This is a genomic window from Pseudomonas sp. AMR01, assembly GCF_041946035.1.
GTDB lineage: Bacteria > Pseudomonadota > Gammaproteobacteria > Pseudomonadales > Pseudomonadaceae > Aquipseudomonas > Aquipseudomonas antarctica_B.
This window is the reverse complement of record NZ_JAUTYR010000006.1, coordinates 68,699-95,083: the sequence shown is the minus strand read 5'-3', so window position 1 is coordinate 95,083 and position 26,385 is coordinate 68,699. Positions and strand designations below refer to the sequence as shown.

The 26,385-nt window shown below is 60.7% G+C and carries 25 protein-coding genes and 1 pseudogene; 12 read left to right on the top strand and 14 right to left on the bottom strand.

Going from position 1 to position 26,385, the window contains the following annotated elements:
* The first annotated feature begins 52 nt into the window (after nt 1-52).
* On the top strand, nt 53-1,114 hold the full coding sequence (locus tag Q7C20_RS08165) for an FUSC family protein (RefSeq protein WP_375066807.1): 1,062 nt from the start codon (nt 53-55) through the stop codon (nt 1,112-1,114).
* Between the two features lie 438 nt (nt 1,115-1,552).
* Here the strand turns inward: Q7C20_RS08165 and Q7C20_RS08160 are convergent, their stop codons facing one another.
* The 6 genes and pseudogenes from Q7C20_RS08160 to Q7C20_RS08135 form a co-directional block, all read right to left on the bottom strand.
* Nucleotides 1,553-2,947 (bottom strand): FAD/NAD(P)-binding protein, encoded by a 1,395-nt coding sequence (locus Q7C20_RS08160; RefSeq protein WP_375066691.1) that lies wholly within the window; start codon nt 2,945-2,947, stop codon nt 1,553-1,555.
* A gap of 252 nt (nt 2,948-3,199) precedes the next feature.
* Nucleotides 3,200-3,289 (bottom strand): annotated as a pseudogene (locus Q7C20_RS08155) (ABC transporter ATP-binding protein); the annotation flags it as partial.
* Between the two features lie 73 nt (nt 3,290-3,362).
* Complete coding sequence (locus tag Q7C20_RS08150; protein ID WP_375066690.1) at nt 3,363-4,742, bottom strand: LLM class flavin-dependent oxidoreductase; 1,380 nt, start codon at nt 4,740-4,742, stop codon at nt 3,363-3,365.
* The gene (locus Q7C20_RS08145) at nt 4,742-5,068 is read right to left on the bottom strand and encodes an acyl-CoA dehydrogenase (RefSeq protein ID WP_375066689.1); all 327 of its coding nucleotides are present in this window, start codon (nt 5,066-5,068) and stop codon (nt 4,742-4,744) included. Before Q7C20_RS08145 ends, Q7C20_RS08150 begins: the two co-directional genes overlap by 1 nt.
* Before the next feature lie 10 nt (nt 5,069-5,078).
* Nucleotides 5,079-6,275, bottom strand: coding sequence for an SfnB family sulfur acquisition oxidoreductase (locus Q7C20_RS08140; RefSeq protein ID WP_375066688.1), 1,197 nt, complete (start codon nt 6,273-6,275; stop codon nt 5,079-5,081).
* A gap of 153 nt (nt 6,276-6,428) precedes the next feature.
* The gene (locus Q7C20_RS08135) at nt 6,429-6,992 is read right to left on the bottom strand and encodes a helix-turn-helix domain-containing protein (RefSeq protein ID WP_375066687.1); all 564 of its coding nucleotides are present in this window, start codon (nt 6,990-6,992) and stop codon (nt 6,429-6,431) included.
* A gap of 92 nt (nt 6,993-7,084) precedes the next feature.
* On the opposite strand from Q7C20_RS08135, the gene Q7C20_RS08130 reads away from it, so the two are divergent.
* The 7 genes from Q7C20_RS08130 to Q7C20_RS08100 all read left to right on the top strand — a co-directional run bounded on the left by Q7C20_RS08130 (nt 7,085) and on the right by Q7C20_RS08100 (nt 14,242).
* On the top strand, nt 7,085-8,014 hold the full coding sequence (locus tag Q7C20_RS08130) for a DMT family transporter (RefSeq protein WP_375066686.1): 930 nt from the start codon (nt 7,085-7,087) through the stop codon (nt 8,012-8,014).
* Nucleotides 8,015-8,202: 188 nt separating this feature from the next.
* On the top strand, nt 8,203-11,124 hold the full coding sequence (locus tag Q7C20_RS08125) for a monovalent cation/H+ antiporter subunit A (RefSeq protein WP_375066685.1): 2,922 nt from the start codon (nt 8,203-8,205) through the stop codon (nt 11,122-11,124).
* The gene (locus tag Q7C20_RS08120; protein WP_003192163.1) at nt 11,124-11,468 is read left to right on the top strand and encodes a Na+/H+ antiporter subunit C; all 345 of its coding nucleotides are present in this window, start codon (nt 11,124-11,126) and stop codon (nt 11,466-11,468) included. The genes Q7C20_RS08125 and Q7C20_RS08120 overlap by 1 nt, the downstream gene beginning before the upstream one ends.
* A complete protein-coding gene (locus tag Q7C20_RS08115) occupies nt 11,465-13,147 on the top strand; it encodes a monovalent cation/H+ antiporter subunit D (protein WP_375066684.1) in 1,683 nt (560 codons plus the stop codon). Before Q7C20_RS08120 ends, Q7C20_RS08115 begins: the two co-directional genes overlap by 4 nt.
* Nucleotides 13,144-13,632: a Na+/H+ antiporter subunit E gene (locus Q7C20_RS08110; RefSeq protein ID WP_375066683.1), complete on the top strand. Its 489-nt coding sequence runs from the start codon at nt 13,144-13,146 to the stop codon at nt 13,630-13,632. The genes Q7C20_RS08115 and Q7C20_RS08110 overlap by 4 nt, the downstream gene beginning before the upstream one ends.
* Nucleotides 13,629-13,907 carry a K+/H+ antiporter subunit F gene (locus Q7C20_RS08105; RefSeq protein WP_017527140.1) on the top strand — a complete coding sequence of 93 codons (279 nt, stop codon included), beginning with the start codon at nt 13,629-13,631 and terminating at the stop codon, nt 13,905-13,907. Before Q7C20_RS08110 ends, Q7C20_RS08105 begins: the two co-directional genes overlap by 4 nt.
* Entirely contained in the window at nt 13,904-14,242 is a 339-nt protein-coding gene (locus Q7C20_RS08100; RefSeq protein WP_375066682.1) for a Na+/H+ antiporter subunit G, read from the top strand. Before Q7C20_RS08105 ends, Q7C20_RS08100 begins: the two co-directional genes overlap by 4 nt.
* Before the next feature lie 125 nt (nt 14,243-14,367).
* Here Q7C20_RS08100 and Q7C20_RS08095 read toward each other — a convergent pair whose 3' ends face one another.
* Nucleotides 14,368-14,826, bottom strand: a complete 459-nt coding sequence (locus Q7C20_RS08095; RefSeq protein ID WP_375066681.1) for an HIT family protein — start codon at nt 14,824-14,826, stop codon at nt 14,368-14,370.
* Nucleotides 14,827-15,031: 205 nt separating this feature from the next.
* On the bottom strand, nt 15,032-15,634 hold the full coding sequence (locus tag Q7C20_RS08090; RefSeq protein ID WP_348060420.1) for a hypothetical protein: 603 nt from the start codon (nt 15,632-15,634) through the stop codon (nt 15,032-15,034).
* A gap of 705 nt (nt 15,635-16,339) precedes the next feature.
* On the opposite strand from Q7C20_RS08090, the gene Q7C20_RS08085 reads away from it, so the two are divergent.
* Nucleotides 16,340-16,669 carry a winged helix-turn-helix transcriptional regulator gene (locus Q7C20_RS08085; RefSeq protein WP_348060418.1) on the top strand — a complete coding sequence of 110 codons (330 nt, stop codon included), beginning with the start codon at nt 16,340-16,342 and terminating at the stop codon, nt 16,667-16,669.
* Here the strand turns inward: Q7C20_RS08085 and Q7C20_RS08080 are convergent.
* Together Q7C20_RS08080 and Q7C20_RS08075 are read right to left on the bottom strand one after the other, a co-directional pair.
* Nucleotides 16,666-17,448: an SDR family oxidoreductase gene (locus tag Q7C20_RS08080; RefSeq protein ID WP_348060416.1), complete on the bottom strand. Its 783-nt coding sequence runs from the start codon at nt 17,446-17,448 to the stop codon at nt 16,666-16,668. The two genes, Q7C20_RS08085 and Q7C20_RS08080, sit on opposite strands and share 4 nt — an antisense overlap.
* Nucleotides 17,445-17,771 (bottom strand): nuclear transport factor 2 family protein, encoded by a 327-nt coding sequence (locus tag Q7C20_RS08075; RefSeq protein ID WP_348060414.1) that lies wholly within the window; start codon nt 17,769-17,771, stop codon nt 17,445-17,447. The genes Q7C20_RS08080 and Q7C20_RS08075 overlap by 4 nt, the downstream gene beginning before the upstream one ends.
* A 598-nt stretch (nt 17,772-18,369) precedes the next feature.
* Here Q7C20_RS08075 and Q7C20_RS08070 point away from each other — a divergent pair.
* On the top strand, nt 18,370-18,693 hold the full coding sequence (locus Q7C20_RS08070) for a DUF6124 family protein (protein WP_348060412.1): 324 nt from the start codon (nt 18,370-18,372) through the stop codon (nt 18,691-18,693).
* Between the two features lie 190 nt (nt 18,694-18,883).
* Here the strand turns inward: Q7C20_RS08070 and cysS are convergent, their stop codons facing one another.
* Together cysS and Q7C20_RS08060 are read right to left on the bottom strand one after the other, a co-directional pair.
* Complete coding sequence (gene cysS / locus Q7C20_RS08065; protein WP_375066680.1) at nt 18,884-20,272, bottom strand: cysteine--tRNA ligase; 1,389 nt, start codon at nt 20,270-20,272, stop codon at nt 18,884-18,886.
* 13 nt (nt 20,273-20,285) lie between these two features.
* Nucleotides 20,286-21,986 carry a glutamine--tRNA ligase/YqeY domain fusion protein gene (locus Q7C20_RS08060; RefSeq protein ID WP_375066679.1) on the bottom strand — a complete coding sequence of 567 codons (1,701 nt, stop codon included), beginning with the start codon at nt 21,984-21,986 and terminating at the stop codon, nt 20,286-20,288.
* Nucleotides 21,987-22,233: 247 nt separating this feature from the next.
* On the opposite strand from Q7C20_RS08060, the gene Q7C20_RS08055 reads away from it, so the two are divergent.
* Nucleotides 22,234-22,737, top strand: coding sequence for a peptidylprolyl isomerase (locus Q7C20_RS08055; protein ID WP_348062013.1), 504 nt, complete (start codon nt 22,234-22,236; stop codon nt 22,735-22,737).
* Entirely contained in the window at nt 22,734-23,483 is a 750-nt protein-coding gene (lpxH, locus tag Q7C20_RS08050; RefSeq protein WP_375066678.1) for a UDP-2,3-diacylglucosamine diphosphatase, read from the top strand. Before Q7C20_RS08055 ends, lpxH begins: the two co-directional genes overlap by 4 nt.
* 154 nt (nt 23,484-23,637) lie before the next feature.
* On the opposite strand, the gene Q7C20_RS08045 is transcribed toward lpxH, so the two are convergent.
* Nucleotides 23,638-25,167 carry a DHA2 family efflux MFS transporter permease subunit gene (locus Q7C20_RS08045; RefSeq protein WP_375066677.1) on the bottom strand — a complete coding sequence of 510 codons (1,530 nt, stop codon included), beginning with the start codon at nt 25,165-25,167 and terminating at the stop codon, nt 23,638-23,640.
* Complete coding sequence (locus Q7C20_RS08040; protein ID WP_375066676.1) at nt 25,167-26,384, bottom strand: efflux RND transporter periplasmic adaptor subunit; 1,218 nt, start codon at nt 26,382-26,384, stop codon at nt 25,167-25,169. The genes Q7C20_RS08045 and Q7C20_RS08040 overlap by 1 nt, the downstream gene beginning before the upstream one ends.
* Nucleotide 26,385: the final 1 nt, after the last annotated feature.

Below are 26,385 nucleotides of genomic sequence, written 5' to 3'. Positions count from 1 at the left end.
ACCTGGACCGCGTTCGCCCCTGACTACCGAGGCCGCCTAAATACCGATGAACCTGCACCTGCCCCTCTTCGCCCGGCGCCTTTTGCGCCCGCTACTCGATCCCTACCGCCGCTACCGCAACGCCAAGCTGATCCACGCCGTGCGCGTGTCCATCGGCTTGCTGGCCACCATCCTGCTCACCACCGGCATCAACCTGCCCCACGGTGAGTGGGCCTCGGTGACTATGCTGATCGTGATCGGCGGCTTACAACACCACGGCAACATCGGCAAAAAAGCCGTGGAGCGCGCCTACGGCACACTGATCGGCGCCAGCGTCGGCCTGGCGATCGTGGCGCAACAGGCCTACCTGGGCCAACCGCTGGTGACCTATTTACTGATGTCCATCGTGTGCGGGTTTTTCTCCTATCACGCCATCGGCAAAGGCGGCTACATCGCGCTGCTGTCGGCGATCACCGTGTTTATCGTCGCGGGCCACGGCGACAACCCGCTATCGGACGGCTTGTGGCGCACCGTCGACATTCTCATCGGCATCGCCCTGGCCCTGGCCTTCTCGTTCGCCCTGCCGCTGTATGCCGTGTACTCGTGGCGCTACAACCTGGCCAGCGCCTTGCGCGACTGCGCGGCGATTTACAGCCGCATCATCAGCGGCCAGTCAGTCACCGACGATGAACACCTCAAGCAGCTCAACCGACTGAACGCGGCCATGGTGCAATTGCGTTCGTTAATGCCGTCGGTGTCCAAGGAAGTGAGGATTTCCATGACTGAGCTGGATGCTATCCAGCGGCATTTGAGGATGTGCATCAGCACGCTGGAGATTCTGGGCAATACACGGCCGGACCCACGGGATGAGCAGGCGATGGCAAGGATGCAGATGATGTTGAAGGCTGAGCACCGGCAGATTCGGGTGCAACTGGTCGGGATGGCGCGGGCGTTGAAGTCTGGGGTGACGGAGCGGTTGGAGCGGCCGAGCGCAGTGGGAACGGGTGAGCCAACCCTGGATACGCCGGTTTACAGCGCTCTGGATGGGTATCGGTTGTTGACGCTACAGCTGGCAGCGAATGTGGAAGGTATGCGCCAGCGACTGGCCAAAAGTGCCGGACATTGGAAGATCTAGGAGATGGCCTTTCGCCGCGTTTACACCCGTCGTTACTTTCATAGTTTCTCTTACATATTTTTCACGCTTTATTCACATTCAGAGACGTAGGGTAGAGCCTCATCCGTTACAAACGTTGCACATCAAGCCCGCCGCCCCAGCGGGCTTTTTTTTGCCTGGGGTTTAAGGCCTGAAGATCGGCGGGCGGCCTCTGTGGCTAGCTGGCTTGTTGTGGCGAGCGGGGCTGTTGTGGCGAGCGGGCTTGCCCCGCGTTGGGGTGCGCAGCGCCCCCAGTGAAGACGAATGCGGTGTGTCAGGGACTCTTTGGCGGCGGGTTTTGGGGCTGCTGCGCAGCCCAACGCGGGGCAAGCCCGCTCGCCACAACAGCCCCGCTCGCCACAACAAGCCCGCTCGCCACAAGGAAGTCTGCATGCCACGAGAGTTCGGACGTTGCATCAGCTAGAGGTGTGCAAGTTTGGCGGCCAGCGCTTTGGCTTGAATCGCCACATCTGTCACCGCGGTACTTTCCCACCATACCCCGCGCAACGGCGGGCCCATGGCAAACAACCGATGACTCACCCGACCTTGAGCATCCACCACCGCCCCCGATGTATCTGCCGCAATCCCCAACGCCAGCGGCCCAGGCTGGATCAGCCCGCGCTTGAGCAACTGCTGCGGCAACGGCTTGGCGACGCGGCGCCAGTCGTACTCAATGCCGCTCGAGTTGATCAGCGCCGCGCCCGACACCTCAACCATCGCCTGCTCGCCGCGATGACGCAGACGGATACGTACACCCTCCTGCGAAGGCACCAAGCCCTTGAACGACGCCGCCTGAACCCGCAACCGCCCTTCACCCTGCAAGCGCGCCACCAGCTGCGCGCTCAACGGCGGCGAGCGATGGTGATGGCTTTCCCACCACGGCCGCACATGGCGCACGAACTGGCGCTGTTCACGCTCACTGGCCTGGCTCCACAAGCGCCCAATGTGCGCCCGCACGGTGTCCAGCGGTGCTTGCCAATCGATGCCCTGCGCCTGCGCGAACCGGCATTGCCGACGCACTTCACGCAACAGTTGCCGAGGGCTGCGCACGCTGTGGTCCTCGGCCAGAAAATCCACCCAGCTCGGCGGCTGCCGTCGCACGTGGGGCAGCAAGCCGTGGCGTGAAAAAATCTCGATCGGCCCGCGATGGCCCGCTTGTTCCAGGGACACCACGGCATCCACCATGGTCAGCCCGGAACCGATGATCAGCACGGTCGCCTGTGGGTCGATATGGGCCATGGCCTTGACGTCCCACGGGTCCACCGCCGCCGCGTTCAAGCCGCTGGATTCGGTCTGTGGCGTGCGCGCCGCCGGGAACATACCGGTGGCCAATACCGCGTAAGCGCCACGCAATTGCTCGCCGTTATCAAGTGTCAGAAACGTGGACGTCTTGTCCACCTGCAGGTCAACCACCTCGGCGCGCACATGCTCGACGGTGGACGCGGATAACGCTTTGGCTTGCGCCAAACGCTGCTGGGCATACACACCAAAAATCCCGCGCGGCGGGAACAGTTCGCTGATCGGCACAGGTTGCTCGAAAGACTCGGGCCAACCGCCAGCGCCGATGTAGTCGGTGAGCCATTGGGTCAGGTCGTCGGCGTTGTCCGGGTCAACGCTCATGCGCGCGGCGTTGCCGTTCAAAGTGTGGCCCAGTTCGACCGCGCTGTAGGCCTCGCCACGGCCAAGCTCGGCGCGCGGTTCGATCACCAGGATATGCCGCTGCCCAGGCAGGCGCAGCAATTGCACCGCCAGCATCGTGCCGCTCAGGCCGCCGCCGATGATCAGCACATCAGCGTTGCGGATGGATTCAGTCATGCAGGTTCGCCCTTACTGTCAGCCGTTTCAAGGTCTTTGGAAATCTATCTGATAGGGCGAACACTATCCCTGTGGCGAGCGGGCTTGTCCCGCGTTGGGCTGCGAAGCGGCCCCAAAAACAGCGGCCGAGGAGTATCTGACTCAACGCATTCTTCCTTTTTAGGGCTGCTGCGCATCCCAACGCGGGACAAGCCCGCTCGCCACAGGGTACTTATCGCCTGTTATAGCTGAAGACCTTGAAAGGGCTGGCCCTTACTGTTTACCCAGGTAAATATCATGCAGATCGCCCCGCGCCAACGGTTCAGCGGCGCTTCCACTCAAGGCCACTCGCCCAGTATCCAGCGTAAGGCGGTCCGCTGGCGGGATTATTTGGATCAGCACACGGCCAGCTCCCACAGTGACCGAGGTGTTTCAGTTAGAGCGTGGTGGCCTTGAGGTCGCGGTAGCTCGCACCGGGGTGATGTGCGCCCAAGCGTGCGCCGTCGCCAAACAGCTTCTCGCGCAACGTGCCCTGGGCGTATTCGGTCTTGTACACGCCACGCTTTTGCAGCTCGGGCACCAGCAGGTCAACGGCGTCGATAAAGGTTTCATGGGTCAGCGCGTAGGCCAGGTTGAAACCGTCCACGTCGGTCTCTTCGACCCACTCCTGCAATAGATCCGCCACGGTTTGCGGGCCGCCAACGAACAGCGGCCCAAAGCCGCCGATGCCCACCCAATCGGCCAGTTCGTTCGGCGTCCAGACCTTGTTCGGATCGGCCGTGGAGAACGCTTCCACCGCCGATTGGATGGCGTTGGTGTGCACGTGTTTGAGCGGCTCATCCGGCTTGAACTGGCTGAAATCGATACCGGTCCAGCCGGAGATCAGCGCCATCGCGCCTTCGTAGCTGACGTAGGATTTGTAGTCGTCGAACTTGGCTTTGGCCTGTGCGTCGGTCTCGCCGACGATCACCGTCTGCAAGTTGAAAATCAGGATTTTCCTCGGATCACGCCCGGCCTCGGCGGCGCGGCGGCGGATGTCGGCGACGGTCTTTTTCAACAGCACCTTGGACGGGGCGGCAACGAACACGCACTCGGCCTGCTCGGCGGCGAATTGCTTGCCACGGCTGGATGCACCGGCCTGATACAGCACTGGCGTGCGCTGCGGCGAAGGCTCGCACAGGTGAATGCCGGGCACCTGGAAGTGTTTGCCGACGTGGCGGATCTCATGGATTTTGCTCGGGTCGCTGAAGATCCGGCGTTCACGGTCGCGCAGCACGGCGCCCTCTTCCCAGCTGCCTTCCCAAAGTTTGTAGCACACCTCCAGGTATTCCTCGGCGTAGTCATAGCGCGCGTCGTGTTCGGTCTGGGCTTTCTGGCCGAGGTTCTTGGCACCGCTTTCCAGGTAGGAGGTGACGATGTTCCAGCCGATGCGGCCCTTGGTCAGGTGATCGAGGGTCGAGAGACGACGCGCGAACGGATACGGATGTTCGAATGACAATGAAGCCGTCAGGCCAAACCCCAGGTGTTCGGTGACCAGCGCCATCGGCGCGATCAGGGACAGCGGGTCGTTGACCGGCACTTGCGTAGCCTGGCGAATCGCCGCGTCACCGTTGCCGTTGTACACGTCGTAGATGCCCAGCACGTCGGCGATAAACAGGCCGTCGAACTTGCCGCGCTCAAGGATTTTAGCCAGGTCGGTCCAGTATTCCAGGTCCTTGTACTGCCACGAACGGTCGCGCGGGTGCGCCCACAAGCCGGGAGATTGGTGGCCGACACAGTTCATGTCGAAGGCATTCAAGCGGATTTCACGGGACATCAAATCACTCCGTTGAGGTGGTAGTTGCCGACAACCCTGTATTTGTGGCGCAGCGGGTCATCCAGCGTCGGCGGCAGCGCGGTGCGCTGGCCGGTCAATTCGAATTCGGTGGCACTGGCAAACAGCAAGGCTTCGGCAGCGGCAATCTGCGCTTCGGTGGCGGCGACGGGGCTGGGGTGGGTTTCGGCGCGTTCCAGCAAGGCGGCGGCTACATCGACGCGGATCTGCCAATCGCCGAAGCGGCTGATCACGTAAGGGTCGTCGCTGTTCTCGACGTGGCGTCGGGTGCTGTCCAGCAGTTGGCGCGCTAGGTTCAGTGCAGTCATGGCAAGCTCCTCAGTTCCAGGCGTGGCGCGCAGGCTTCACGCCGTTGAGCACGAAGTTGCCGATCAGGTGGTATTTCCAGCGGGCCGGGTCGTGCAGGGTGTGGGTGCGCGCGTTGCGCCAGAAACGGTCGAGGTTGTGTTTGCCGGTGACCGAGCGGGTACCGGCCAGTTCGAACAGTTTGCTGCTGGCGAGCAACGCGGTTTCGGCGGACAACACTTTGGCCTGGGCGACGACAAAGGACGCGTTGGCCACCGTGTCTTCATTCGGCTCGGCGAGGGCCAGGTCCACGGCCTTGCCGGCTTTGGCGAGGATGGCTTCGGTGCCGTGCACGCGCCACTGCAGGTCGCCAATCGCGGCGATGGTGAACGGGTCTTGCCAGCCGTGATCCTGTTGGCTGTCGATCCATGGGCGCGCCTGGCGGGCGTAGATCTTGGCCTGTTCAAGGGCGCCGACGGCGATGCCGGTGTCGACCGCCGCCTGGATGATTTGCGAGATCGGACCATTGGCGGTGGGCTGGTCGAACGCCTGGTGCGCAGGGATCACCGCGCTCAGGGGCACGCTGACGCCGTCGAGGGTCACGCCGCCGCTGGCGGTGGTGCGCTGGCCAAAGCCGTCCCAGCTGTCGATCACGTTGAGGCCCGGAGCATCGCGTTCGACGAAGGCGATAAACGCCTGGCCGTTTTCGTTATTACCGACAGTGGGCACGATATGGGCGAACAGCGCGCCGGTGCAGTAGAACTTCTCGCCATTGATTTGCGCGGTGTCGCCGTGGACGCGAATTTGCGTGTCGAAGGTGCCGGCGTTTTTGCTTTTGGCTTCGGAGAAGGCGTTGCCGAACCGGTAGCCTTGCAGGACCTTGCCGAAGTAATCCTGCTTTTGCTGCTCCGTCGCGGTCTGCAGGAGGATGTCCACCACGCCGAGATGGTTTTGCGGAATTTGCCCTAGAGACGGGTCGGCGGCGGAGATCAATTTGATCACCTCGGCCACGGTCACGTAAGACACCTCGGCGCCGCCGTAGGCTTTGGGAACGGTGATGCCCCACAGGCCACTGGCGGAAAATTCGTCGAGTTCAGCCACCGGCAGGCGGCGCTCGCGGTCGCGCACGCTGGCGTCGAGGGCAAAGCGCGCGGCTAACCGCGTGGCAACCTCGATGGCTTCGGCGTCCGAGCGGATGATATGGGCAGGGTGTTGAGGGTGGGCTGACATGGACCGACTCCAGGCTCCGAATGAGATAACGGAGGATTGCAGGAGTCGTGCCCGATTTTAATAAGCAATAAAATCAGAGGGTTCGGTGAATACCGGGCGGTTATTCGCGTGTTAAACCAGCAAAGTGTCGATCCACTGTTGCCGGGCGAACAGTTAGATCACCACATTGCGCACGAAGCGCACGGCCACCTCGCCGTCATTGCGATAGCCGTGGGCGTGAAGGCTGGCGAACATAAAGAACTCACCGGCGGCGACGTGTTTTTCGTCGCCATCGACGATCAGGGTCAGGCTGCCTTCGAACACAAACAGCTGCACGCTCCAGCCTACCGGGTCCGGCTCGGGGCTGTAGCGATCACCCGGCTCCAGGCGCATTTCCCACAATTCTACTTCCCGCCTGGCATTGGCTCTGGCCAGCAATACGGCTTTGCTGCCGGGAATATCACCAGCCCACGCCAGTTCGTTGATGCGGCTGTGATCGGGCGCGTCCGGGGCCTGGATCAGGTCGCTGAACGCCACGTCCAGAGCTTCGGCAACGCGGTCCAGGGTGGACAGGCTGACGTTTTTCTCGCCCGCCTCGATGGCCACCAGCATGCGCCGGCTGACGCCGGATTTTTCCGATAGCGCGGTTTGGCTCAGGTCCGCAGCATGGCGCAGCCGACGGACATTCTGGCTGACGTGTTGCAGGACCGAAGCCCGTTGTGGATTTTCTTTGTGCACTATATTGCTCAATGGGTGGGTGTGCGCAGTATACTGCCCAGCGTGCGGCGCATTGTGCGGTCCGTGCCTTTCCCTTGCAAGACCGAGCCGCCATGACTGCCCCGAACTCCCCTTCGCGTTTCAACCGTTTCAGCAAAGCCGAATGCATTCTGGTGGTGATCACCATGATCTGGGGCGGCACCTTTTTGCTGGTGCAGCACGCCATGACCGTCAGCGGGCCGATGTTTTTTGTGGGCCTGCGGTTTGCCGCAGCGGCGATTGTGGTGGGCTTCTTTTCCTTGCGCACCCTGCGTGACCTGACGCTGTTTGAATTGAAGGCCGGCGTGTTTATCGGCGTGGCGATCATGTTTGGTTATGGCCTGCAGACGATTGGCTTGCAAACCATCTTGAGCAGCCAGTCGGCGTTTATTACCGCGCTCTACGTGCCGTTCGTGCCTCTGCTGCAATGGATGGTGCTGGGCCGTCGCCCGGGGTTGATGCCGAGCATTGGCATCATGCTGGCGTTTGCCGGGCTAATGCTGTTGACCGGGCCTGCGGGCGCCTCGCTGAATTTCAGTCCCGGCGAAATCGCTACGTTGATCGGCGCAATCGCCATTGCCGCCGAGATTATTTTGATCAGTGCATTTGCCGGGCAGGTCGATGTGCGCCGGGTGACGGTGGTGCAACTGGCCACGGCGTCGGTGTTGTCGTTCATGATGGTGGTGCCGATGGGCGAGCGGTTGCCGGGGTTCTCATGGCTGCTATTGTTCAGCGCGGTGGGCCTGGGCTTGACCAGTGCGGTGATTCAGGTGGCGATGAATTGGGCGCAGCAGAGTGTTTCGCCAACGCGCGCTACGTTGATTTATGCCGGGGAGCCGGTGTGGGCTGGCGTGGTCGGGCGGATTGCCGGCGAGCGCTTCCCGCCGATTGCGATGCTGGGGGCGGCGTTGATTGTGGCGGCGGTGATTGTGAGTGAGATGAAGACCAAGGCGCAGAAGGCTGTCGAGCTGCAGGATGCGTTGGAACAGGAGCGTCAGGGCTGAGGTCCGAGTGCTGTGGCGCCGGTTGGATGGCTATCGCGGGCAAGGCTCCCACAGGGAACGATCAGGTTTGAAACACTTCCATATAGGAAGTTTCGACCTACCTTGTAGGATCCTGCCACATCTTGCCGTTTGGTGATCGAGAAAGCGGCACGTATGATGCATCCCAAACTCCCGCAGATTAGAAGCCTATGTCCCTGATAGTTCTACTGCTTCTGCCTTTTATCGGCAGCTGTCTGGCGGCCTTGCTGCCGCACAATGCACGTAACACCGAATCGCTGCTGGCGGGCCTTGTAGCGCTGATCGGCACCGTTCAAGTCGCCTTGCTCTACCCCCAGATCGCCCACGGTGGCGTGATCCGCGAAGAATTCATGTGGTTGCCCAGCCTTGGGCTGAATTTCGTGTTGCGCATGGACGGGTTCGCCTGGCTGTTCTCGATGCTGGTGCTCGGCATCGGTACGCTGGTGGCACTGTATGCGCGCTATTACATGTCGCCGGACGACCCGGTGCCGCGCTTCTTTGCGTTTTTCCTGGCCTTCATGGGCGCCATGCTCGGGCTAGTGATCTCCGGCAACCTGATCCAGATCGTGTTCTTCTGGGAACTGACCAGCCTGTTTTCATTCCTGCTGATCGGCTATTGGCACCACCGCGCCGATGCGCGGCGCGGCGCGTATATGGCCCTGATGGTCACCGGCGCCGGGGGCTTGTGCCTGCTGGCGGGCGTGATGCTGCTGGGGCATATCGTCGGCAGCTATGACCTCGACCAAGTGCTGGCGGCGGGCGATCAGATTCGCGCGCACTCGCTGTACCCGGTGATGCTGGCGTTGGTGCTGATCGGCGCCTTGAGCAAAAGTGCGCAGTTCCCGTTCCATTTCTGGCTCCCCCACGCAATGGCGGCGCCGACCCCGGTTTCAGCCTATTTGCACTCGGCCACAATGGTGAAGGCCGGCGTGTTCCTGCTGGCCCGCCTGTGGCCGTCGCTGTCCGGCAGCGAAGAATGGTTCTGGATCGTCGGCGGCGCCGGCGCCATTACCCTCCTCCTCGGCGCTTACTGCGCCATGTTCCAGAACGATCTAAAGGGCCTGCTGGCCTACTCCACCATCAGCCACCTTGGCCTGATCACCTTACTGCTGGGCCTGAATAGCCCGCTGGCCGCCGTCGCTGCGGTGTTCCATATCCTCAACCACGCCACCTTTAAAGCCTCCTTGTTCATGGCGGCGGGCATCATCGACCACGAGAGCGGCACGCGGGATATCCGCAAGCTCAGCGGTCTGGTGCGGTTGATCCCGTTTACGGCGACGTTGGCGATGGTTGCCAGCGCCTCGATGGCGGGCGTGCCATTGCTCAACGGCTTCCTGTCCAAAGAGATGTTTTTCGCCGAAACCGTGTTTATTTCGTCGACAGCCTGGGTAGAAATCGCCCTGCCCGCCATTGCGACCATCGCTGGCACGTTCAGCGTGGCCTACGCGCTGCGCTTTACCGTCGATGTGTTCTTTGGCCCCGCCGCCACTGACTTGCCGCACACCCCGCATGAGCCGCCGCGCTGGATGCGTGCGCCGGTTGAATTGCTGGTGTTCACCTGCCTGCTGGTGGGGATTTTCCCGGCCCAGGTGGTCGGTTCAATCCTCGCCGCTGCCGCCTTGCCGGTGGTGGGCGGCGTGCTGCCCGAATACAGCCTGGCCATTTGGCACGGCTGGAACGCGCCGATGATCATGAGCCTGGTGGCCATGTGTGGCGGCGTGGTGCTGTACCTGATGCTGCGCAAGCAACTCAAGCGCGGCCGCTTCAAATACCCGCCGATCATCAGCTACTTCAATGGCAAGCGCATGTTCGAGCGCAGCCTGGTGGTGATGATGCGCGGCGTGCGCAAGATCGAAAAACGCATGAGCACCAAGCGCCTGCAAACCCAGTTGTTCCTGCTGGTACTGGCAGCGGTGATCGCCGGGTTGATCCCCATGCTCAACAGCGGCCTCAGTTGGGGCGACCGGCCGAAGATTCCGGGCTCCATCGTGTTCGTGACCCTGTGGGTGCTGGCAATCGCATGCGCCCTCGGCGCCGCCTGGCAAGCCAAGTACCACCGGCTGGCAGCCCTGACCATGGTCAGCGTGTGCGGCCTGATGACCTGTATCACCTTTGTGTGGTTCTCGGCGCCGGACCTGGCGCTCACGCAATTGGTGGTCGAAGTGGTCACCACCGTGCTGATCCTGCTGGGCCTGCGCTGGCTGCCACGGCGCATCGAAGAAGTCTCGCCATTGCCGGGCTCGCTGCGCAAGGCGCGAATTCGCCGCCTGCGTGACTTCCTGCTGTCCACCGTGGTCGGCGGCGGCATGGCGTTGCTCTCTTACGCGATGCTGACGCGCCAGACGCCCAACGACATTTCCTCGTTCTACCTGAGCCGCGCGCTGCCCGAAGGCGGCGGCAGCAATGTGGTGAACGTGATGTTGGTGGACTTCCGGGGCTTCGACACCCTCGGCGAAATTACCGTGCTCGGCGCCGTGGCGCTGACCGTATACGCCTTGCTGCGACGCTTCCGCCCGTCCAGGGAAAGCATGCAACTGCCCGCACAACAGCGCCAACTGGCGCAGGACGTGGCGACCGATTTGGTCAACCCGCGCCAGGCCAGCGATACCGCGCTGGGCTTCATGATGGTACCGGCGGTGCTGGTGCGCCTGCTGCTGCCGATTGCGCTGGTGGTGTCGTTCTACCTGTTTATGCGCGGCCATAACCAACCGGGCGGTGGTTTTGTCGCCGGACTGGTGATGTCGGTGGCGTTTATCCTGCAATACATGGTCGCCGGTACGCAGTGGGTCGAGGCGCAGATGAGCCTGCGGCCGATGCGCTGGATGGGCTTCGGCCTGCTTTCAGCCACGCTGACCGGGCTCGGCGCGTTGTTCGCCGGGTACCCGTTCCTCACCACCCATACCTGGCATTTCAGCCTGCCGGTGCTGGGTGACATCCATATCGCCAGCGCCTTGTTCTTCGACGTCGGCGTGTACGCCATGGTCGTCGGCTCGACGCTGCTGATGCTCACCGCCCTCGGTCACCAATCCGTGCGGGCGCACAAACCGAGCAACCAGGCCAAAGCCGTTGCCGCTACGGAAGGAGCCGCCTGATGGAAGAAGTCATCGCAATTGCCATTGGGGTCCTGGCGGCCTCCGGCGTCTGGTTGATCCTGCGGCCACGGACCTTCCAGGTCGTGATGGGCCTGTGCCTGTTGTCGTACGGGGTCAACCTGTTCATTTTCAGCATGGGCAGCCTGTTCATCGGCAAAGAGCCGATCATCAAGGACGGCGTGCCGCAAGACTTGCTCAACTACACCGACCCCTTGCCCCAAGCCCTGGTGCTGACGGCCATCGTGATCAGCTTTGCCATGACCGCCTTGTTTCTGGTGGTGCTGCTGGCCTCCCGTGGCCTGACCGGCACCGACCATGTAGACGGCCGGGAGCCCAAGGAATGAATTGGGTCAACCAACTGATCGTCGCGCCAATCCTGCTGCCGCTGCTGACCGCCGGCCTGATGCTGATGCTGGGCGAAAAGCGCCGGCCGCTTAAGGCTCAGATCAATCTGGTTTCGAGCATGCTTGGCCTGGGCATCGCGATTCTGCTGCTGTACTGGACGCAAAAAGGTGGCCCCGGCTCGATTGGCGTGTACCTGCCCGGTAACTGGCAAGTGCCGTTCGGCATTGTGCTGGTGGTCGACCAATTGTCGGCGCTGATGCTGGTGCTGACCGGCGTCATCGGCGTGAGCGCGCTGCTGTTTGCCATGGCGCGCTGGGACCGTGCGGGCACTAGTTTTCACGCGTTGTTTCAGATTCAGATGATGGGGTTGTACGGCGCTTTCTTGACCGCTGACCTGTTCAACCTGTTCGTGTTCTTCGAAGTGCTGCTGGCGGCGTCCTATGGCTTGATGCTGCACGGTTCGGGCCGCGCGCGGGTGTCGTCGGGGCTGCATTACATCGCGATCAACCTGCTGGCCTCGTCGCTGTTTCTGATTGGCGCGGCGATGATCTACGGCGTGACCGGCACACTGAACTTTGCTGACCTGGCACTGAAAATCCCGCTGGTGCCTGAGGCCGATCGCGGCCTGTTGCACGCCGGTGCGGCGATTCTGGCCACGGCGTTCCTGGCCAAAGCCGGCATGTGGCCGCTGAACTTCTGGCTGGCGCCCGCCTATTCCTCGGCCAGCGCGCCGGTGGCGGCGATGTTTGCGATCATGACCAAGGTCGGCGTGTACACCGTGCTGCGCCTGTGGACGCTGCTGTTCTCCGGCCAGGCCGGTGCCTCGGCGTTGTTCGGCGGCGATTGGCTGGTGTACGGCGGCATGGCGACGATTATTTGCGCGGCACTGGCGATGATCGCAGCCCAGAGGCTGGAGCGTATGGCCAGCCTGAGCATTCTGGTCTCGGCCGGAATTTTGCTGTCTTCCGTCGGTTTTGCTCAACCGAGCCTCACCGCTGGCGCGTTGTTCTATCTGGTCAGTTCCACCCTGGCATTGAGCGCGTTGTTCCTGTTGGCCGAGCTGATCGAGCGTTCGCGCTCGGCCAACGATTTGCCGCTGGATGAGGAAATCGATGCGCTGCCCAAAGCCATGGAATCCCTGCACCCGCGTCCCGGCGTGAACCTTGATGACGAACAGAAAGCCGTCGTCGGCCAGGTGATTCCGTGGACCATGGCGTTCCTCGGCTTGAGCTTTGTGGCCTGTGCGCTGCTGATTATCGGCATGCCGCCGTTGTCCGGGTTTATCGGCAAGCTCAGCCTGTTGAGTGCGCTGGTCAACCCGATGGGCCTGGGCAATGCGGTGGATGAGCCGATTCGCCCTGCCGCGTGGGGCCTTGTGGCGCTGCTGATCCTCTCCGGGCTGGCCTCGCTGATCGCCTTCGCGCGCCTTGGGATCCAGCGTTTCTGGACCCCGGAAGAGCGCCCATCGCCCCTGCTGCGCCGTTATGAGTGCGTGCCGATCTTCTTCCTGCTCGGCCTCAGCGTGCTGCTGACGTTCAAGGCCGAACCGTTGATGCGCTACACCCAGGGCGCCGCCCAGAGCCTGAACAACCCCGAGAACTACGTGATGGCCGTCATGGCGACACGCCCGGTGCCAAGCCCTGAAGCCAAGGCCGCCGCGCTGGAGGTGCAGCCATGAAGCGCCTGTTTCCTGCCCCATGGTTGTCGCTGGCGTTGTGGCTATTGTGGCTGGTGCTGAACCTGTCCATGAGCCCCGGCAACCTGTTGCTCGGTGCCCTGCTGGGCTTGCTCGCGCCGCTGCTGATGGCGCCGCTGCGTCCGTTGCCGATCCGCATTCGTCGCCCTGGGGTGATCATTCGTCTGTTCTTCCGGGTGGGGCGTGACGTGATCATCTCCAACCTCGCCGTGGCCTGGGGCATCCTGACCTGCGGCGCGCGGCCGCCACATTCGGGCTTTATCAGAATTCCCCTGGACCTGCGCGACGCCAACGGGCTGGCCGTGCTGGCGATGATCACCAGCGTCACGCCTGGCACGGTCTGGTCGGAACTGGCGCTGGACCGCAGCATCCTGTTGCTGCACGTGTTCGACCTGGAGGATGAAGCGCGCTTTATCCAGCACTTCAAACACGACTACGAACGGCCCCTGATGGAGATCTTCGAATGAGCGCCCTGCTCGCCAATGCGATCCTGTTCAGCCTGTTCCTGTTCTCCCTGGCCATGGTGCTGACGCTGGTGCGCCTGTTCAAAGGCCCTTCGGCCCAGGACCGGGTACTCGCGCTGGACTACCTGTACATCCTGGCGATGCTGATGATGCTGGTGCTCGGCATTCGTTACGCCAGTGACACCTACTTTGAAGCGGCGCTGCTGATTGCGCTGTTTGGCTTCGTGGGCTCGTTTGCCCTGGCGAAATTCCTGCTGCGTGGCGAGGTGATTGAATGATGCCGTTATGGGTGGAAGTGATGGTGGCGGTGCTGCTGCTACTGAGCAGCGTATTCGCGCTGATTGGTGCGATCGGGTTGTTGCGGATGAAGGACTTTTTCCAGCGCATGCACCCGCCCGCACTAGCCTCGACATTGGGCGCGTGGTGCGTGGCGCTGGCGTCGATTATTTACTTTTCCACGCTCAAGTCCGGCCCGGTGTTGCACGGCTGGCTGATTCCGATTTTGCTGTCGATCACCGTGCCGGTGACCACATTGCTGTTGGCGCGTACGGCGCTGTTCCGCAAGCGCATGGCCGGTGACGATGTACCCGCCGAAGTCAGCAGCCGCCGCTGATTTCTCAGGCGAATACAGTAAAAAATGTGGGAGCGGGCTTGCTCGCGAATGCGGTGTATCAGAAACACACACAGTGACTGACGCCCCGCTTTCGCGAGCAAGCCCGCTCCCACATTTGGTTCTCGCTAGGCAAAAGATCTGATGTGCTTCGCCAATTCCGCCAGCGCCGCATCATCCGCCCGCACATGATCATGGGACGAAATATAGCCTTCATAAGCCTCGAAAAACTTGTCCACCTTCGAACTCAACGGCTTGAACGCACTGTCCGAACCCGTCCCATGCATGGGAAACAGCTTCGCATGCAGGTGATCCACCCCGTACCCCTCCAGCATCATCCCTGTACGCGCCACATCGGGAAACGCGCGGTCAATCTGCAGCGCGGTTTTCTTGGCCGCCACCGCAAGCCCGGCGAGCACTTCATCCGACTGTGCAAACGCGTAGCTGCCGTAGTGTTGCTTGGGGATTACCACGCTGAAACCCGGGGTGTTGGGGAAGATCGAGAGGAAAGCCATGTGCTGGTCGTCTTCCCACAGGATGTGGGCTGGGGAGGTCTTTTGAACAATGCTGCAGAAAATACAATCCATTTAAATTACCGCCAGTTTCATCATGACTTAGGTCGTGGCGACCATCTAAAGCTACGATTCGCGCTGCGTCAAAATAATTGGGTATTTTGGGTAGTGTTCGCCCTTCATAAATCAAGAAAAAGAATTTGCATCGTGAACATCACGCGCTCCGTCTTGATAAACGCCCCGAACCGGCCGGGGCGTAAACGGTCAGGCTAATCCGCTATCAAATCAACGCCAATGCATTTGCGTAAATGTTGGTTGGCGGATGGCCGCCTTGCCTGCCCCACACTTCTTCGCGCCCATTAATCACGGCGAGGGAATGCCCCACCATCTGGCCGTTGACGGGAACGCCGTGAGTCACAACGCCCAATTGGCCCCTCGCAAGGTTTGCGACACTGGTTATCTGAATGTGAGCTTTGAGACCCAGGCGCAGTAACCCATTCGCTCGATCGGGTTCGCTGTCGTTGATGCTGTATAACGCATGGCCAAAGCTCTTTCTGGCATAACCGTCGTTATTTTCCCATTGCGCCCGTTTGGCGCTGGCGGCATACAGAAAATGCGCATCAGCCAGCATCGCCGCGTCGCCCCCCTCGAATTCAGATACGTTTGCGGCCTGCGCCAACTCGCTTTTGGACAGGTGAAGCCGGAAACCATCGCGCATTTCTACGTCGTAGCCATCCCCCGCCACCCTCACCTGATTGAAAATGTCGGCAGGTTTCTGGCCAAACTTCATCATCGCAGCCTTTATGGCCGCAACCGTGATGCAGTTCTCCTTGGTCGGCCCCTGACTGAATCCACTCCAGATATTGCCGGCTTCGATGCCCACACCGGGTCTCCTGCCAGGACTGCTCTGGGTGGTGAAGTAGTCATGTTGGCTGACAGGTTGAGTGGGTGCCGGGTTATACGTACGCCCTGGATTCTGAAATGTGTGCCGGTTGAGCGTACGACCATGGTGAGCACCGCGCGAATGACCTTGATCGTGCACCTGTTACGTCAGGGTGTGACGGCTAGCGGCGTGAGATGCTATTGATTCGTCCAGGGCACGAATCAGTTTATTCAGTTCATTCCTGGAGGAGCCGCCATCCATCTTCTCCCTGAGCAATTTCAACCGGCCGGACAAGTGTTGAGCCGTTTGCGTACTGGAGCCTGGCCTCGCGTGAGATAGCTCATTCACCAGCTGTTTCACTGCAGCAACATCGGCCGCAAGCGTGGCAGGCGCCGGCGCCGGTTGCGCCTTGACTGGCGCGTAAAACGCGCCTCCACTCACCGCCACTCCTGGATTCCACATCTTCAACACTCTCCACTGATTGACGAAGCCCACAGGGCCCTGACTCGCTCAGTGGTAAAGCAGACGCGGAACGTTCCATACTTTGTGTAGGCTCATAGCTGTCTCAGTCGCGGGAGTTTTTCCCGACACATCAAACTTCAAGCTGAAATAACATCCAGAAACATCCGCCAGATCGTTCCGACGCCCCGCGAGCGAAGGATCAAAATAAATGGCAACTTTCTAAAATACCCAAGGATGTACCCGATGAGCAAAACCTACACCCCTCTCGCAGCAGCCGCTGACGTCGAAACAACGCTTAACTGGCTCGATGGCCGCTGGAAGCTGATCATTCTGTTCCACCTGTTCGGCGGCCAGGTGCAGCGCTATTCAGACCTTGAGCGGTTGATCCCGGATATCTCTCAGAAAATGCTGGCACAGCAACTGCGCCAGCTTGAAGCCGATGGCTTGGTGCATCGCACGGTTTACCCGGTGGTGCCGCCAAAGGTGGAGTACCGAATGACCGAGTGGGGCCAGAGCCTGTGCCCGGTGCTGGACGGCCTGCTCAAGTGGCACACCGCCAAGCCCGTGAACTAGACCGTGGGGACGGTGCCACCGTCGATCACATATTCAGTGCCACTGATCGAAGCGGCGCGCGGCGATACCAGGAAGGCGATCAAGTCGGCGACTTCCTCTGGCTTGGCGGGACGCCCGAGAGGAATGCCTCCCAGCGACTTCATGATGATCTGTTTGCCACCCTCGTAATCAGTGCCTGCCTCCTGCGCCAGGCGTTCCGCCAGTGCAACCGCCGAGTCGGTTTCCACCCAACCTGGGGAGACGCGCACCACCCGCACACCTTTGGGCGTGACTTCTTTCGACAAGCTCTTGCTGTAGGTTGCCAACGCGGCCTTGGCAGCGGCATACGCCGTGGTCGACTCCGGCAACGGCAATTCGCGCTGAATTGAGGTGACATGAATAATCACCCCTGCCCCACGCGCCAGCATCCCCGGCAACAACGCCCGGTCCACTCGCACCGCTGCCAGCAGGTTCTGGTTCAGCGCACTCGACCACTGCTCATCGTCCAGCGCCGCAAACCCGCCGCCTGGCGCGCTGGAGCCGCCGAGCACGTTGACGATGATATCGACACCACCGAAATCAGCCTGGATGGCGTCGGTCGCACGTGTGCAACCGTCCGCCGTACCCAAGTCAGCCGCGATAAAGTGCACACCGTGAGGCGCTGAGTCCGCCGCCGAGCGCGCGACTGATATCACCTGCACGCCCTGGTCATGCAACACGGCCACCACCGCAGCGCCGATGCCTTTGGTACCGCCTGTCACCAATGCGCGAAGGCCTTTTAGGCCGAGGTCAAAGCTCATACCAGAATCTCCAGTGAAGCGATCTTGTCGCCTTCCAGACCAAAGAAAAAACGCAGGTCCAGCGGGCTGCCGGGGAAGTCACCCACCAAATGGCTGGTGACCAATATCCTGGCGTCTATTACTTCGCAGGCAAACGGCTCGCTGGTGTAGGTGTACTGGTTGACAGTGCCGGCCTTCCAGGCCCGAATCGCGGACAAACCGGTGTAGGTATGGCCCTCGTCCTTGACCACGGCGTTCGGGGTAAAGCATTGAGCCAAGTCGGCGCCCTCCGTGGCGTCTGCGGCAAAGTAACGGGTGATGGGCGCGGGGAGCGTGAGGGTCATGAGCGGTGTTCCTGAATGATCGGTAGGTACTCAGGATAGGAACGGCGCGGACAGCCCACAAGAACGCACGAAAAGGTTATGGGCTTACTGAAAAGTAAGTGCTTGAATTCAGCGGGCTGGCTGCAGATCGACAATGCGAAGATTTTTTCGGCATTTTAAAACGAGCAGTACATAAGCGAGCCCGTTCCCACATGTGGATGTGATCTCTGAGACGAGACTCAAGCCCTGCGCAGGGGTGACGCGGAGCGTCATGGATGCATTCCCACGCAGAGCATGGGAAAGGTCAATGTTAAAGCATTGATTCCCTGAAATTTCCGACAGTATTTTAGGGTTGCCCGTCGGAAGATGGCCCCTTAATCTTCGGCGGTCGCTGCAAATTCAGCGACCGGGTTTCGCAGCCCGGTTAAACTCTAGACGCACAGCGTCCACCTAAAGATAGCGGGCGCTTTTTTATGCCTGATGTTATGGCGGCTGTGCGCGGGATACCTTCGGGTATGCCGGGTGCCTAGAGTCCCGGTCTGCGAACCTGCGTACAGCTGCCACCCGGGTATCGTTTCGCAGCGATGGGTAGTGGCTCCATGACTCTAGGAGCTTTGCCATGATTAAAGACAGTCCGAATCCGCCGCCGGATTCATCCTCGCTTCACGCCGCAGCTCATCGAGCGATCAACCACTATCTGAATCCATCCGAGAAACCAGAGCCGTCAGCTGAGGACCACGGTGTGTTTACCGTGCGTGAAGGATTAGACGTAGAGACACTGTTGGTCAACGCGTCAGAGGATCTTGCATCCGTACAAGCGCTGGCGAGCCATTTGGCTTTTGAGATTGACGGCAATCCTCGCAGCGTGGCGCTGGGGATTTCCCGAATGCTGGAGGGGATCCAGTTATTGGTCGAGAAGGCACTGACCCTCAATCAGGCCTGAAGGCGAACACGGTAAAAAAATGTGGGAGCTGGCTTGCCTGCGATAGCGGTCTATCAGCCAGCCTTTTGGTGACTTGCACACCGCTATCGCAGGCAAGCCAGCTCCCACAGTGGATAGAGTGAGCCGTTAAAGCGGTGCACAAAAAAACGCCCCGAACCAGTCGGGGCGTTTTTTATTCAGCGTTTACCGATCAGGCTTGATCAGCCAACCGCCACGTCGTCCCACCCTTCCCGTCTTCCAACACCACACCCATCGCGGTCAGTTGGTCACGAATCCGGTCAGACTCCGCCCAGTCCTTGTTCGCCCGAGCAGTCAAACGCGCCTGAATCAACGCATCCACCTCAGCCGCATCCACACGCCCTTCAGCGCCGGCTTGCAGGAAGTCATCGGCTTCCATCTGCAACACGCCCAGCACGCTGGCCAGTTCTTTCAAGCGGGCAGCAAGGCCAGCGGCCGCGTCGACATCACTCTCACGCAACCGGTTGATCTCACGCACCATCTCGAACAGCACCGCGCAGGCTTCCGGCGTACCGAAGTCGTCGTTCATCACCTGGGTAAAGCGCTCAACAAACGCTTCACCGCCCGCCGGCGCCACGGATGGCAGGCCTTTCAACGCATGGTAGAACCGCTCCAGAGCGCCTTTGGCGTCCTTGAGGTTATCTTCCGAATAGTTGATGGCGCTGCGATAGTGGCTCGACACCAACAAATACCGCACCACTTCCGGGTGGTACTTTTCCAGCACGTCGCGAATGGTGAAGAAGTTGTTCAAGGACTTGGACATCTTCTCGCCATTGATGCGGATCATGCCGCAGTGCATCCAGGCGTTGGCGTAGGTCTTGCCGGTGGCGGCTTCGCTTTGGGCGATTTCGTTTTCGTGGTGCGGGAACTCAAGGTCGCTGCCGCCGCCATGAATGTCGAAGGTCTCGCCCAGGCAGCACGTGGACATCACCGAGCATTCGATGTGCCAGCCCGGACGCCCGGCGCCCCAGGGCGACTCCCAGCTCGGCTCGCCGGGCTTGGTGCCTTTCCACAGCACAAAATCCAGCGGGTCTTGCTTGGCTTCGTCGACTTCGATGCGTGCGCCGATGCGCAGGTCTTCGATTTTCTTGCGCGACAGCTTTCCGTAGCCCATGAACTTGGCGACGCGGTAGTACACGTCGCCATTGCCCGGTGCGTAGGCGTAACCCTTGTCGATCAGGGTCTGGATCATCGCGTGCATGCCCGGGATGTGGTCCGTGGCGCGCGGTTCCATGTCGGGCTTGAGGATGTTGAGGCGCGCCTCGTCCTCGTGCATCGCCGCAATCATGCGCTCGGTCAGCGCGTCGAACGACTCGCCGTTTTCGTTGGCGCGATTGATGATCTTGTCGTCGATGTCGGTGATGTTGCGCACATAGGTCAGGTCATAGCCGCTGAAACGCAACCAGCGGGTCACCAGGTCGAAGGCAACCATGCTGCGGCCGTGGCCGATGTGGCAGTAGTCGTACACGGTCATGCCGCACACGTACATGCGCACCTTGTTGCCATCCAGCGGTTTGAAGACCTCTTTGGTCTTGCTGAGTGTGTTGTAGATCGTTAGCACGAGAGTTCCTTAATCACTGGCCCCACGAATCACGCAAGGTCACGGTACGGTTGAATACCGGATGACCGGGTTTGGAGTCCTTGATATCCGCGCAGAAGTAACCTTCGCGCTCGAACTGGAAACGGTCTTCCGGCTGTGCGTCGCCAAGCGATGGCTCGGCACGACAACCAGTGAGCACTTGCAGGGAGTCAGGGTTGATGTTGTCGAGGAAACTCGCGCTGTCTTCGGCCTTCTCGGGGTTGGCCGAACGGAACAGGCGATCGTACAAGCGCACTTCGCACTCGATGCTGGCCGCAGCCGGCACCCAGTGAACCACGCCTTTGACCTTGCGGCCTTCAGGGTTCTTGCCGAGGGTTTCCGGGTCGTAGGAGCAACGCAGTTCGACGATGTTGCCATCGGCGTCCTTGATCGCTTCGTCGGCGCGGATCACGTAGCTGCCACGCAGGCGCACTTCGCCGTTCGGCTCCAGGCGCTTGTAGCCCTTTGGCGGCTCTTCCATGAAGTCATCACGGTCGATGTAGATTTCACGGGCGAACGGCAGCTTGCGCACGCCGAGTTCTTCTTTCTGCGGATGACGCGGCAGCTCGAGGTTTTCGACCTGGCCTTCCGGGTAGTTGGTGATCACGACTTTCAACGGGCGCAGCACGCACATGGCGCGCGGGGCGTTTGCGTCGAGGTCCTGACGGATGCTGAATTCGAGCATGCCGAAGTCAACCACGCCGTCGGAACGGTTGGTGCCGACCATGTCGCAGAAGTTGCGGATCGACGCCGGGGTGTAGCCGCGACGGCGGAAGCCCGACAGCGTCGACATGCGTGGGTCGTCCCAGCCGTGCACGTGCTTCTCATCCACCAGTTGCTTGAGTTTGCGCTTGCTGGTGATGGTGTAGTTCAGGTTCAGGCGGCTGAATTCGTACTGACGCGGGTGCGCCGGTACCGGCAGGCTGTCGAGGAACCATTCGTACAGCGGGCGATGGCTTTCAAACTCCAGGGTGCAGATGGAGTGGGTGATGCCTTCGATGGCGTCCGACTGACCGTGGGTGAAGTCGTAGTTCGGGTAGATGCACCACGTGTCACCGGTTTGATGGTGATGGGCGTGGCGGATGCGGTACATGATCGGGTCGCGCAGGTTCATGTTCGGCGAGGCCATATCGATTTTGGCACGCAGTACACGGGCGCCGTCCTGGAACTCGCCGGCCTTCATGCGGGCGAACAGGTCGAGGTTCTCTTCAACCGAACGGTCGCGAAACGGGCTGTTCTTGCCAGGCTCGGTCAGGGTGCCACGGTATTCCCTGGCTTGCTCAGGGCTCAGGTCATCCACGTATGCCTTGCCGGCCTTGATCAGCTCGACGGCCCAGTCGAACAACTGGTCGAAATACTTGGACGCATAGCGCACTTCACCGGACCATTCGAAGCCCAGCCATTTGATGTCGCTTTCGATGGCGTCGATGTATTCCTGGTCTTCCTTGGCCGGGTTGGTGTCGTCGAAACGCAGGTGCGTGACGCCACCGAATTCCTGGGCCAGACCGAAGTTCACACAGATCGACTTGGCGTGACCGATGTGCAGGTAGCCGTTGGGCTCTGGCGGGAAGCGGGTGACGATCTGCGTGTGCTTGCCCGAATCTAGGTCCGCCTGGATGATCGGGCGCAGGAAATTGACCGGGACAGCAGGTCCGGCCTTGGAATTCGAGGTAGGGTCGACAGTGGGCTTGCTCATAGGATCCTTGAACAGACAGGTTCGTGGCCGGGTCAGGCCAGACAAAACAAAGGCGATATCATAGCTGATGCTGTCAAGCCGCTGACAGAGCGAGGCCGAAAACTGCTGCATTTAATGCACCGGCGGTAAAAAACCACCTCGAAATTCCTGCCGGGCACGCTAAACTGCGCCCCTTGGCCGCTGTTTAGCCAATCAGGTGAGGCGCGCAGGCGTCCAAACCCACGAATTCCCTGAAAGAGAAACGACCATGACTCAAGTCAAACTGACCACCAACCACGGTGACATCGTCATCGAGCTGAACGCCGAGAAAGCGCCTATCACCGTCGCCAACTTCATCGAGTACGTTAACGCCGGCCACTACGAAAACACTGTTTTTCACCGTGTGATCGGTAACTTCATGGTCCAGGGCGGCGGTTTCGAGCCTGGCATGAAAGAAAAGAAAGACAAGCGCCCAAGCATCCAGAACGAAGCGGACAACGGCCTTTCCAACGACAAGTACACCGTCGCCATGGCCCGTACCATGGAGCCGCATTCGGCCTCCGCGCAGTTCTTCATCAACGTCGCCGACAACGCCTTCCTCAACCACACTGGCAAGAACACCCAGGGTTGGGGTTACGCGGTATTCGGTAAAGTCACCGAAGGCCAGGACGTCGTTGACAAGATCAAAGGCGTGCAGACCACCGGTAAAGCCGGTCACCAGGACGTTCCGGTAGAAGACGTTATCGTCGAGAAAGCCGAGATCGTTGGGTGATATTACTGATTTCAGATTTGCATCTGGAAGAGGAGCGCCCGGACATCACCCGGGCGTTTCTGGATTTGCTCCACGGCCGCGCCCGTGGCGCCCAGGCGTTGTACATTCTGGGGGACTTTTTTGAAGCCTGGATTGGCGATGATGGGATGACGCCTTTCCAGCGTTCGATTGGCGAGGCTCTGCGCGAGCTGAGCGACAGCGGCACCCCGATTTTTATCATGCACGGCAACCGCGATTTCCTGATCGGCAAAGCGTTCTGCAAAGCAGCAGGCGCCACCTTGCTGAATGACCCGAGTGTCGTGCAGTTTTACGGCGAACCTGTGCTCTTGATGCACGGCGACAGCCTCTGCACCCGCGACGTCGGCTATATGAAGCTGCGGCGCACTCTGCGCAACCCGCTTGTGCTGTTTATTCTGCGCCATCTGCCCTTGCGTACCCGCCATAAACTGGCGCGCAAACTGCGCAGTGAAAGCCGCGCGCAGACGCGCATGAAGGCCAACGACATTGTTGATGTAACGCCCGAGGAAGTGCCGCGGGTGATGCAGCAGTTCGGCGTGCGCACCCTGGTCCACGGCCACACGCACCGCCCGGCGATCCATAAGCTGCAGATTGGTGAGCAAGCGGCCAAGCGCATTGTGCTGGGGGATTGGGACAAGCAGGGCTGGGCATTGCAGGTGGATGAGCAAGGGTTTCAATTGGCGGCGTTTGACTTTGTAAACCCGCAGCTGGCACTGCCTGGCGCCTGAACCTCAGACTCCACTGATCCACTGTGAACATAGAGCCAAATGTGGGAGCGGGCTTGCTCGCGAAGGCGGAGGTTCAGTCGATATATAAGTTGACTGATACACCGTCTTCGCGAGCAAGCCCGCTCCCACATTTTTGACCGCGTACACCCCATGATCAGTGGCCGGAGGCCTCAGGCCCGGCCTTGGCGCCGAACGGTGGCTTCGCAAGCCATACCAGCAACATCAGCCCCATGAACATCCACCCCAGCAGCGTGAAGTAATCCACGGTGGACATCATGTACGCCTGGCTGGTGAGGATTTGATCCAGCTGCGCATACGCCTTCTGCCCCGCACCACCCAGCGCCTGCAAGGCGTCGCGGGTCGCCGAGTCGTAGGTGGTCATGTTCTCGCTCATATACGCATGGTGCTGGTCCGCCCGGCGAATCCAGATCCAGGTGGTCAGCGACGCCGCAAAGCTACCGCCCAGGGTCCGCAGGAAGGTGGCCAGGCCCGCGCCATCGGCAATCTGGCTCGGCGGCAAATCGGACATCAGGATGGTCAAGGTCGGCATAAAGAACAGCGCCACGCCGATCCCCATGAACAACTGCACCATCGCGATGTGCTGGAAGTCCACCTCATTGGTGAAGCCCGCTCGCATAAAGCAGCTCAAACCAATCGCCAGGAAGGCCAGGCCTGCCAGCAGGCGCAGGTCGAACTTGTGCGCGTACTTGCCGACAAACGGCGACATCAGCACCGGCAAAATGCCGATCGGCGCCACTGCAAGGCCTGCCCAGGTTGCGGTGTAGCCCATCTGGGTTTGCAGCCATTGCGGCAGGATCAGGTTGATGCCGAAAAAGCCCGCGTAGCCGAGAATCAACACAATGGTGCCGATGCGGAAGTTGCGATACGCAAACAGCCGCAGGTTGACCACCGGGTGTTTGTCGGTCATTTCCCAGATAACAAACACCGCCAGGGCAACCACCGAAATCGCCGCACCAATGATGATGAAATTGGATTCAAACCAATCGAGGTCGTTACCCTTGTCGAGGATGATTTGCAGAGCGCCAACACCAACGATCAAGCTAAGCAAGCCGACGTAATCCATTGGCTGGTAACTGGTGACCACCGGGCGCTTCTTCAATTGCGAGCGCACCACTATCACCGCAAAGATGCCGATGGGCACGTTAATGAAGAAGATCCACGGCCAGCTGTAGCTGTCGGTGATCCACCCACCCAGAATCGGTCCGGCAATCGGCGCCACCACCGTGACCATGGCGAGTAACGCCAAGGCCATGCCGCGTTTTGCCGGTGGGTAGACCGCAATCAGCAGGGTCTGGGTCATCGGGTACAACGGCCCCGCCACCAAGCCTTGCAGCACGCGAAAGCCGATCAGCTCGGGCATCGAGGTGGAAATACCACACAGGAACGACGCCAGCACAAACAGCAGGGTCGCCCAAAGAAACAGCTTCACCTCGCCAAACCGGCGGCTTAACCAGCCGGTCAGCGGCAAGGCAATCGCGTTACTCACCGCAAACGAGGTGATCACCCAGGTGCCTTGCTCCGAACTTACGCCCAGGTTGCCGGAAATGGTCGGCAACGCCACGTTGGCGATGGTGGTGTCGAGCACCTGCATAAAGGTCGCCAGCGACAGGCCAATAGTGGCCATCAACAGGCTGGGTGGCGTGAAGGAGGCGTTATTGCTCATTAGCGTTGCGCAGCCTTGGGAGCCGCGGCACTGCTGTTGTCATGAATCAACTGCGTGATCATGGCGTCGGCTTCGGCCAGTTGGCGGTCATACACGTTAGTGGTGAACGAGGCCTTCTGCGGCGCCTGTTGCGCCAGCACCGGGCCGCTGGTGTCGTGCAGGTCCACCGTGACCACCGTGCTCAAGCCCACGCGCAATGGGTTCTTGGCCAATTCTTCGGCATTCACGTGGATGCGCACCGGTACCCGTTGCACGATCTTGATCCAGTTACCCGTGGCGTTCTGCGCAGGCAGCAGGGCAAACGCGCTGCCGGTGCCGGCGCCGAGGCTGTCGACAGTGCCGCTGTACTTCACGTCGCTGCCGTAGATATCCGTTTCGATATCCACCGGTTGGCCGATACGCATGTCGCGCAGTTGGGTTTCCTTGAAGTTGGCGTCGATCCACAGCTGATTCAGCGGAATCACTGCCATCAGTGCAGTGCCCGGCTGGACCCGCTGCCCCAATTGCACGGTGCGCTTGGCGACATAACCGGTGACCGGCGCAATCAACGTGCTACGCGCATTGGTCAGGTAGGCCTGACGCAATTGCGCGGCGGCGGCCTGCACATCCGGGTGCGACGAAATCACGGTGTCGTCGACCAGCGCGTTGCTGGTCTTGAGTTGTTGCTCAAGGTTAGTCAGCGCGTTTTTCGCCGCCGTCAGGCTGTCGCGGGCATGGGACAGCTCTTCCTGAGAAATCGCCCCGCCCTGGGCCAGGGTCTTACGACGGTTATAGTTGTCCTGAGCGGTTTGCACGTCGGCTTTCTGTGCATTGACCTGGGCTTTCATCCCATCGACGTTGCTGTACAAACCACGCACCTGGCGCACGGTGTGGGCCAGGTTGGCCTGGGCACTTTGCAGGCCGACGGCGGCGTCGTTCGGGTCGAAGTTGATCAGCACCTGGCCTTCATGAACCAGGTCGCCGTCGTCAGCGCCAATGCTTACCACGGTGCCGGTAACCAGCGGGGTGATTTCCACCACGTTGCCGTTTACATAAGCGTCGTCGGTGCTTTCGCTGAAGCGCCCGTAGAATTCATACCAGCCCCAGACGCCGACGCCGCAGAGAATGACGATCAGCACCAGGCCGATCAGCAAGACTTTGCGTTTGCGCGGGTTGCTGTCTTCTTTGGGTTGTTCTTCAAGTTGTTCGTTTGTGTTGTTGCTGTCGGCAGTGGCCATG

Coding starts and splice junctions, on each gene's coding strand:
- Q7C20_RS08075 (WP_348060414.1), bottom strand. CDS start 17,771: ATGACCCTCACGCTCCCCGCGCCCATCACCCGTTACTTTGCCGCAGAC.
- Q7C20_RS08120 (WP_003192163.1), top strand. CDS start 11,124: ATGGAAGAAGTCATCGCAATTGCCATTGGGGTCCTGGCGGCCTCCGGC.
- Q7C20_RS08110 (WP_375066683.1), top strand. CDS start 13,144: ATGAAGCGCCTGTTTCCTGCCCCATGGTTGTCGCTGGCGTTGTGGCTA.
- Q7C20_RS08100 (WP_375066682.1), top strand. CDS start 13,904: ATGATGCCGTTATGGGTGGAAGTGATGGTGGCGGTGCTGCTGCTACTG.
- Q7C20_RS08055 (WP_348062013.1), top strand. CDS start 22,234: ATGACTCAAGTCAAACTGACCACCAACCACGGTGACATCGTCATCGAG.
- Q7C20_RS08045 (WP_375066677.1), bottom strand. CDS start 25,167: ATGAGCAATAACGCCTCCTTCACGCCACCCAGCCTGTTGATGGCCACT.
- Q7C20_RS08145 (WP_375066689.1), bottom strand. CDS start 5,068: ATGACTGCACTGAACCTAGCGCGCCAACTGCTGGACAGCACCCGACGC.
- Q7C20_RS08070 (WP_348060412.1), top strand. CDS start 18,370: ATGATTAAAGACAGTCCGAATCCGCCGCCGGATTCATCCTCGCTTCAC.
- Q7C20_RS08040 (WP_375066676.1), bottom strand. CDS start 26,384: ATGGCCACTGCCGACAGCAACAACACAAACGAACAACTTGAAGAACAA.
- Q7C20_RS08115 (WP_375066684.1), top strand. CDS start 11,465: ATGAATTGGGTCAACCAACTGATCGTCGCGCCAATCCTGCTGCCGCTG.
- Q7C20_RS08140 (WP_375066688.1), bottom strand. CDS start 6,275: ATGTCAGCCCACCCTCAACACCCTGCCCATATCATCCGCTCGGACGCC.
- Q7C20_RS08160 (WP_375066691.1), bottom strand. CDS start 2,947: ATGACTGAATCCATCCGCAACGCTGATGTGCTGATCATCGGCGGCGGC.
- Q7C20_RS08130 (WP_375066686.1), top strand. CDS start 7,085: ATGACTGCCCCGAACTCCCCTTCGCGTTTCAACCGTTTCAGCAAAGCC.
- Q7C20_RS08125 (WP_375066685.1), top strand. CDS start 8,203: ATGTCCCTGATAGTTCTACTGCTTCTGCCTTTTATCGGCAGCTGTCTG.
- Q7C20_RS08085 (WP_348060418.1), top strand. CDS start 16,340: ATGAGCAAAACCTACACCCCTCTCGCAGCAGCCGCTGACGTCGAAACA.
- Q7C20_RS08095 (WP_375066681.1), bottom strand. CDS start 14,826: ATGGATTGTATTTTCTGCAGCATTGTTCAAAAGACCTCCCCAGCCCAC.
- Q7C20_RS08060 (WP_375066679.1), bottom strand. CDS start 21,986: ATGAGCAAGCCCACTGTCGACCCTACCTCGAATTCCAAGGCCGGACCT.
- Q7C20_RS08105 (WP_017527140.1), top strand. CDS start 13,629: ATGAGCGCCCTGCTCGCCAATGCGATCCTGTTCAGCCTGTTCCTGTTC.
- Q7C20_RS08080 (WP_348060416.1), bottom strand. CDS start 17,448: ATGAGCTTTGACCTCGGCCTAAAAGGCCTTCGCGCATTGGTGACAGGC.
- Q7C20_RS08150 (WP_375066690.1), bottom strand. CDS start 4,742: ATGTCCCGTGAAATCCGCTTGAATGCCTTCGACATGAACTGTGTCGGC.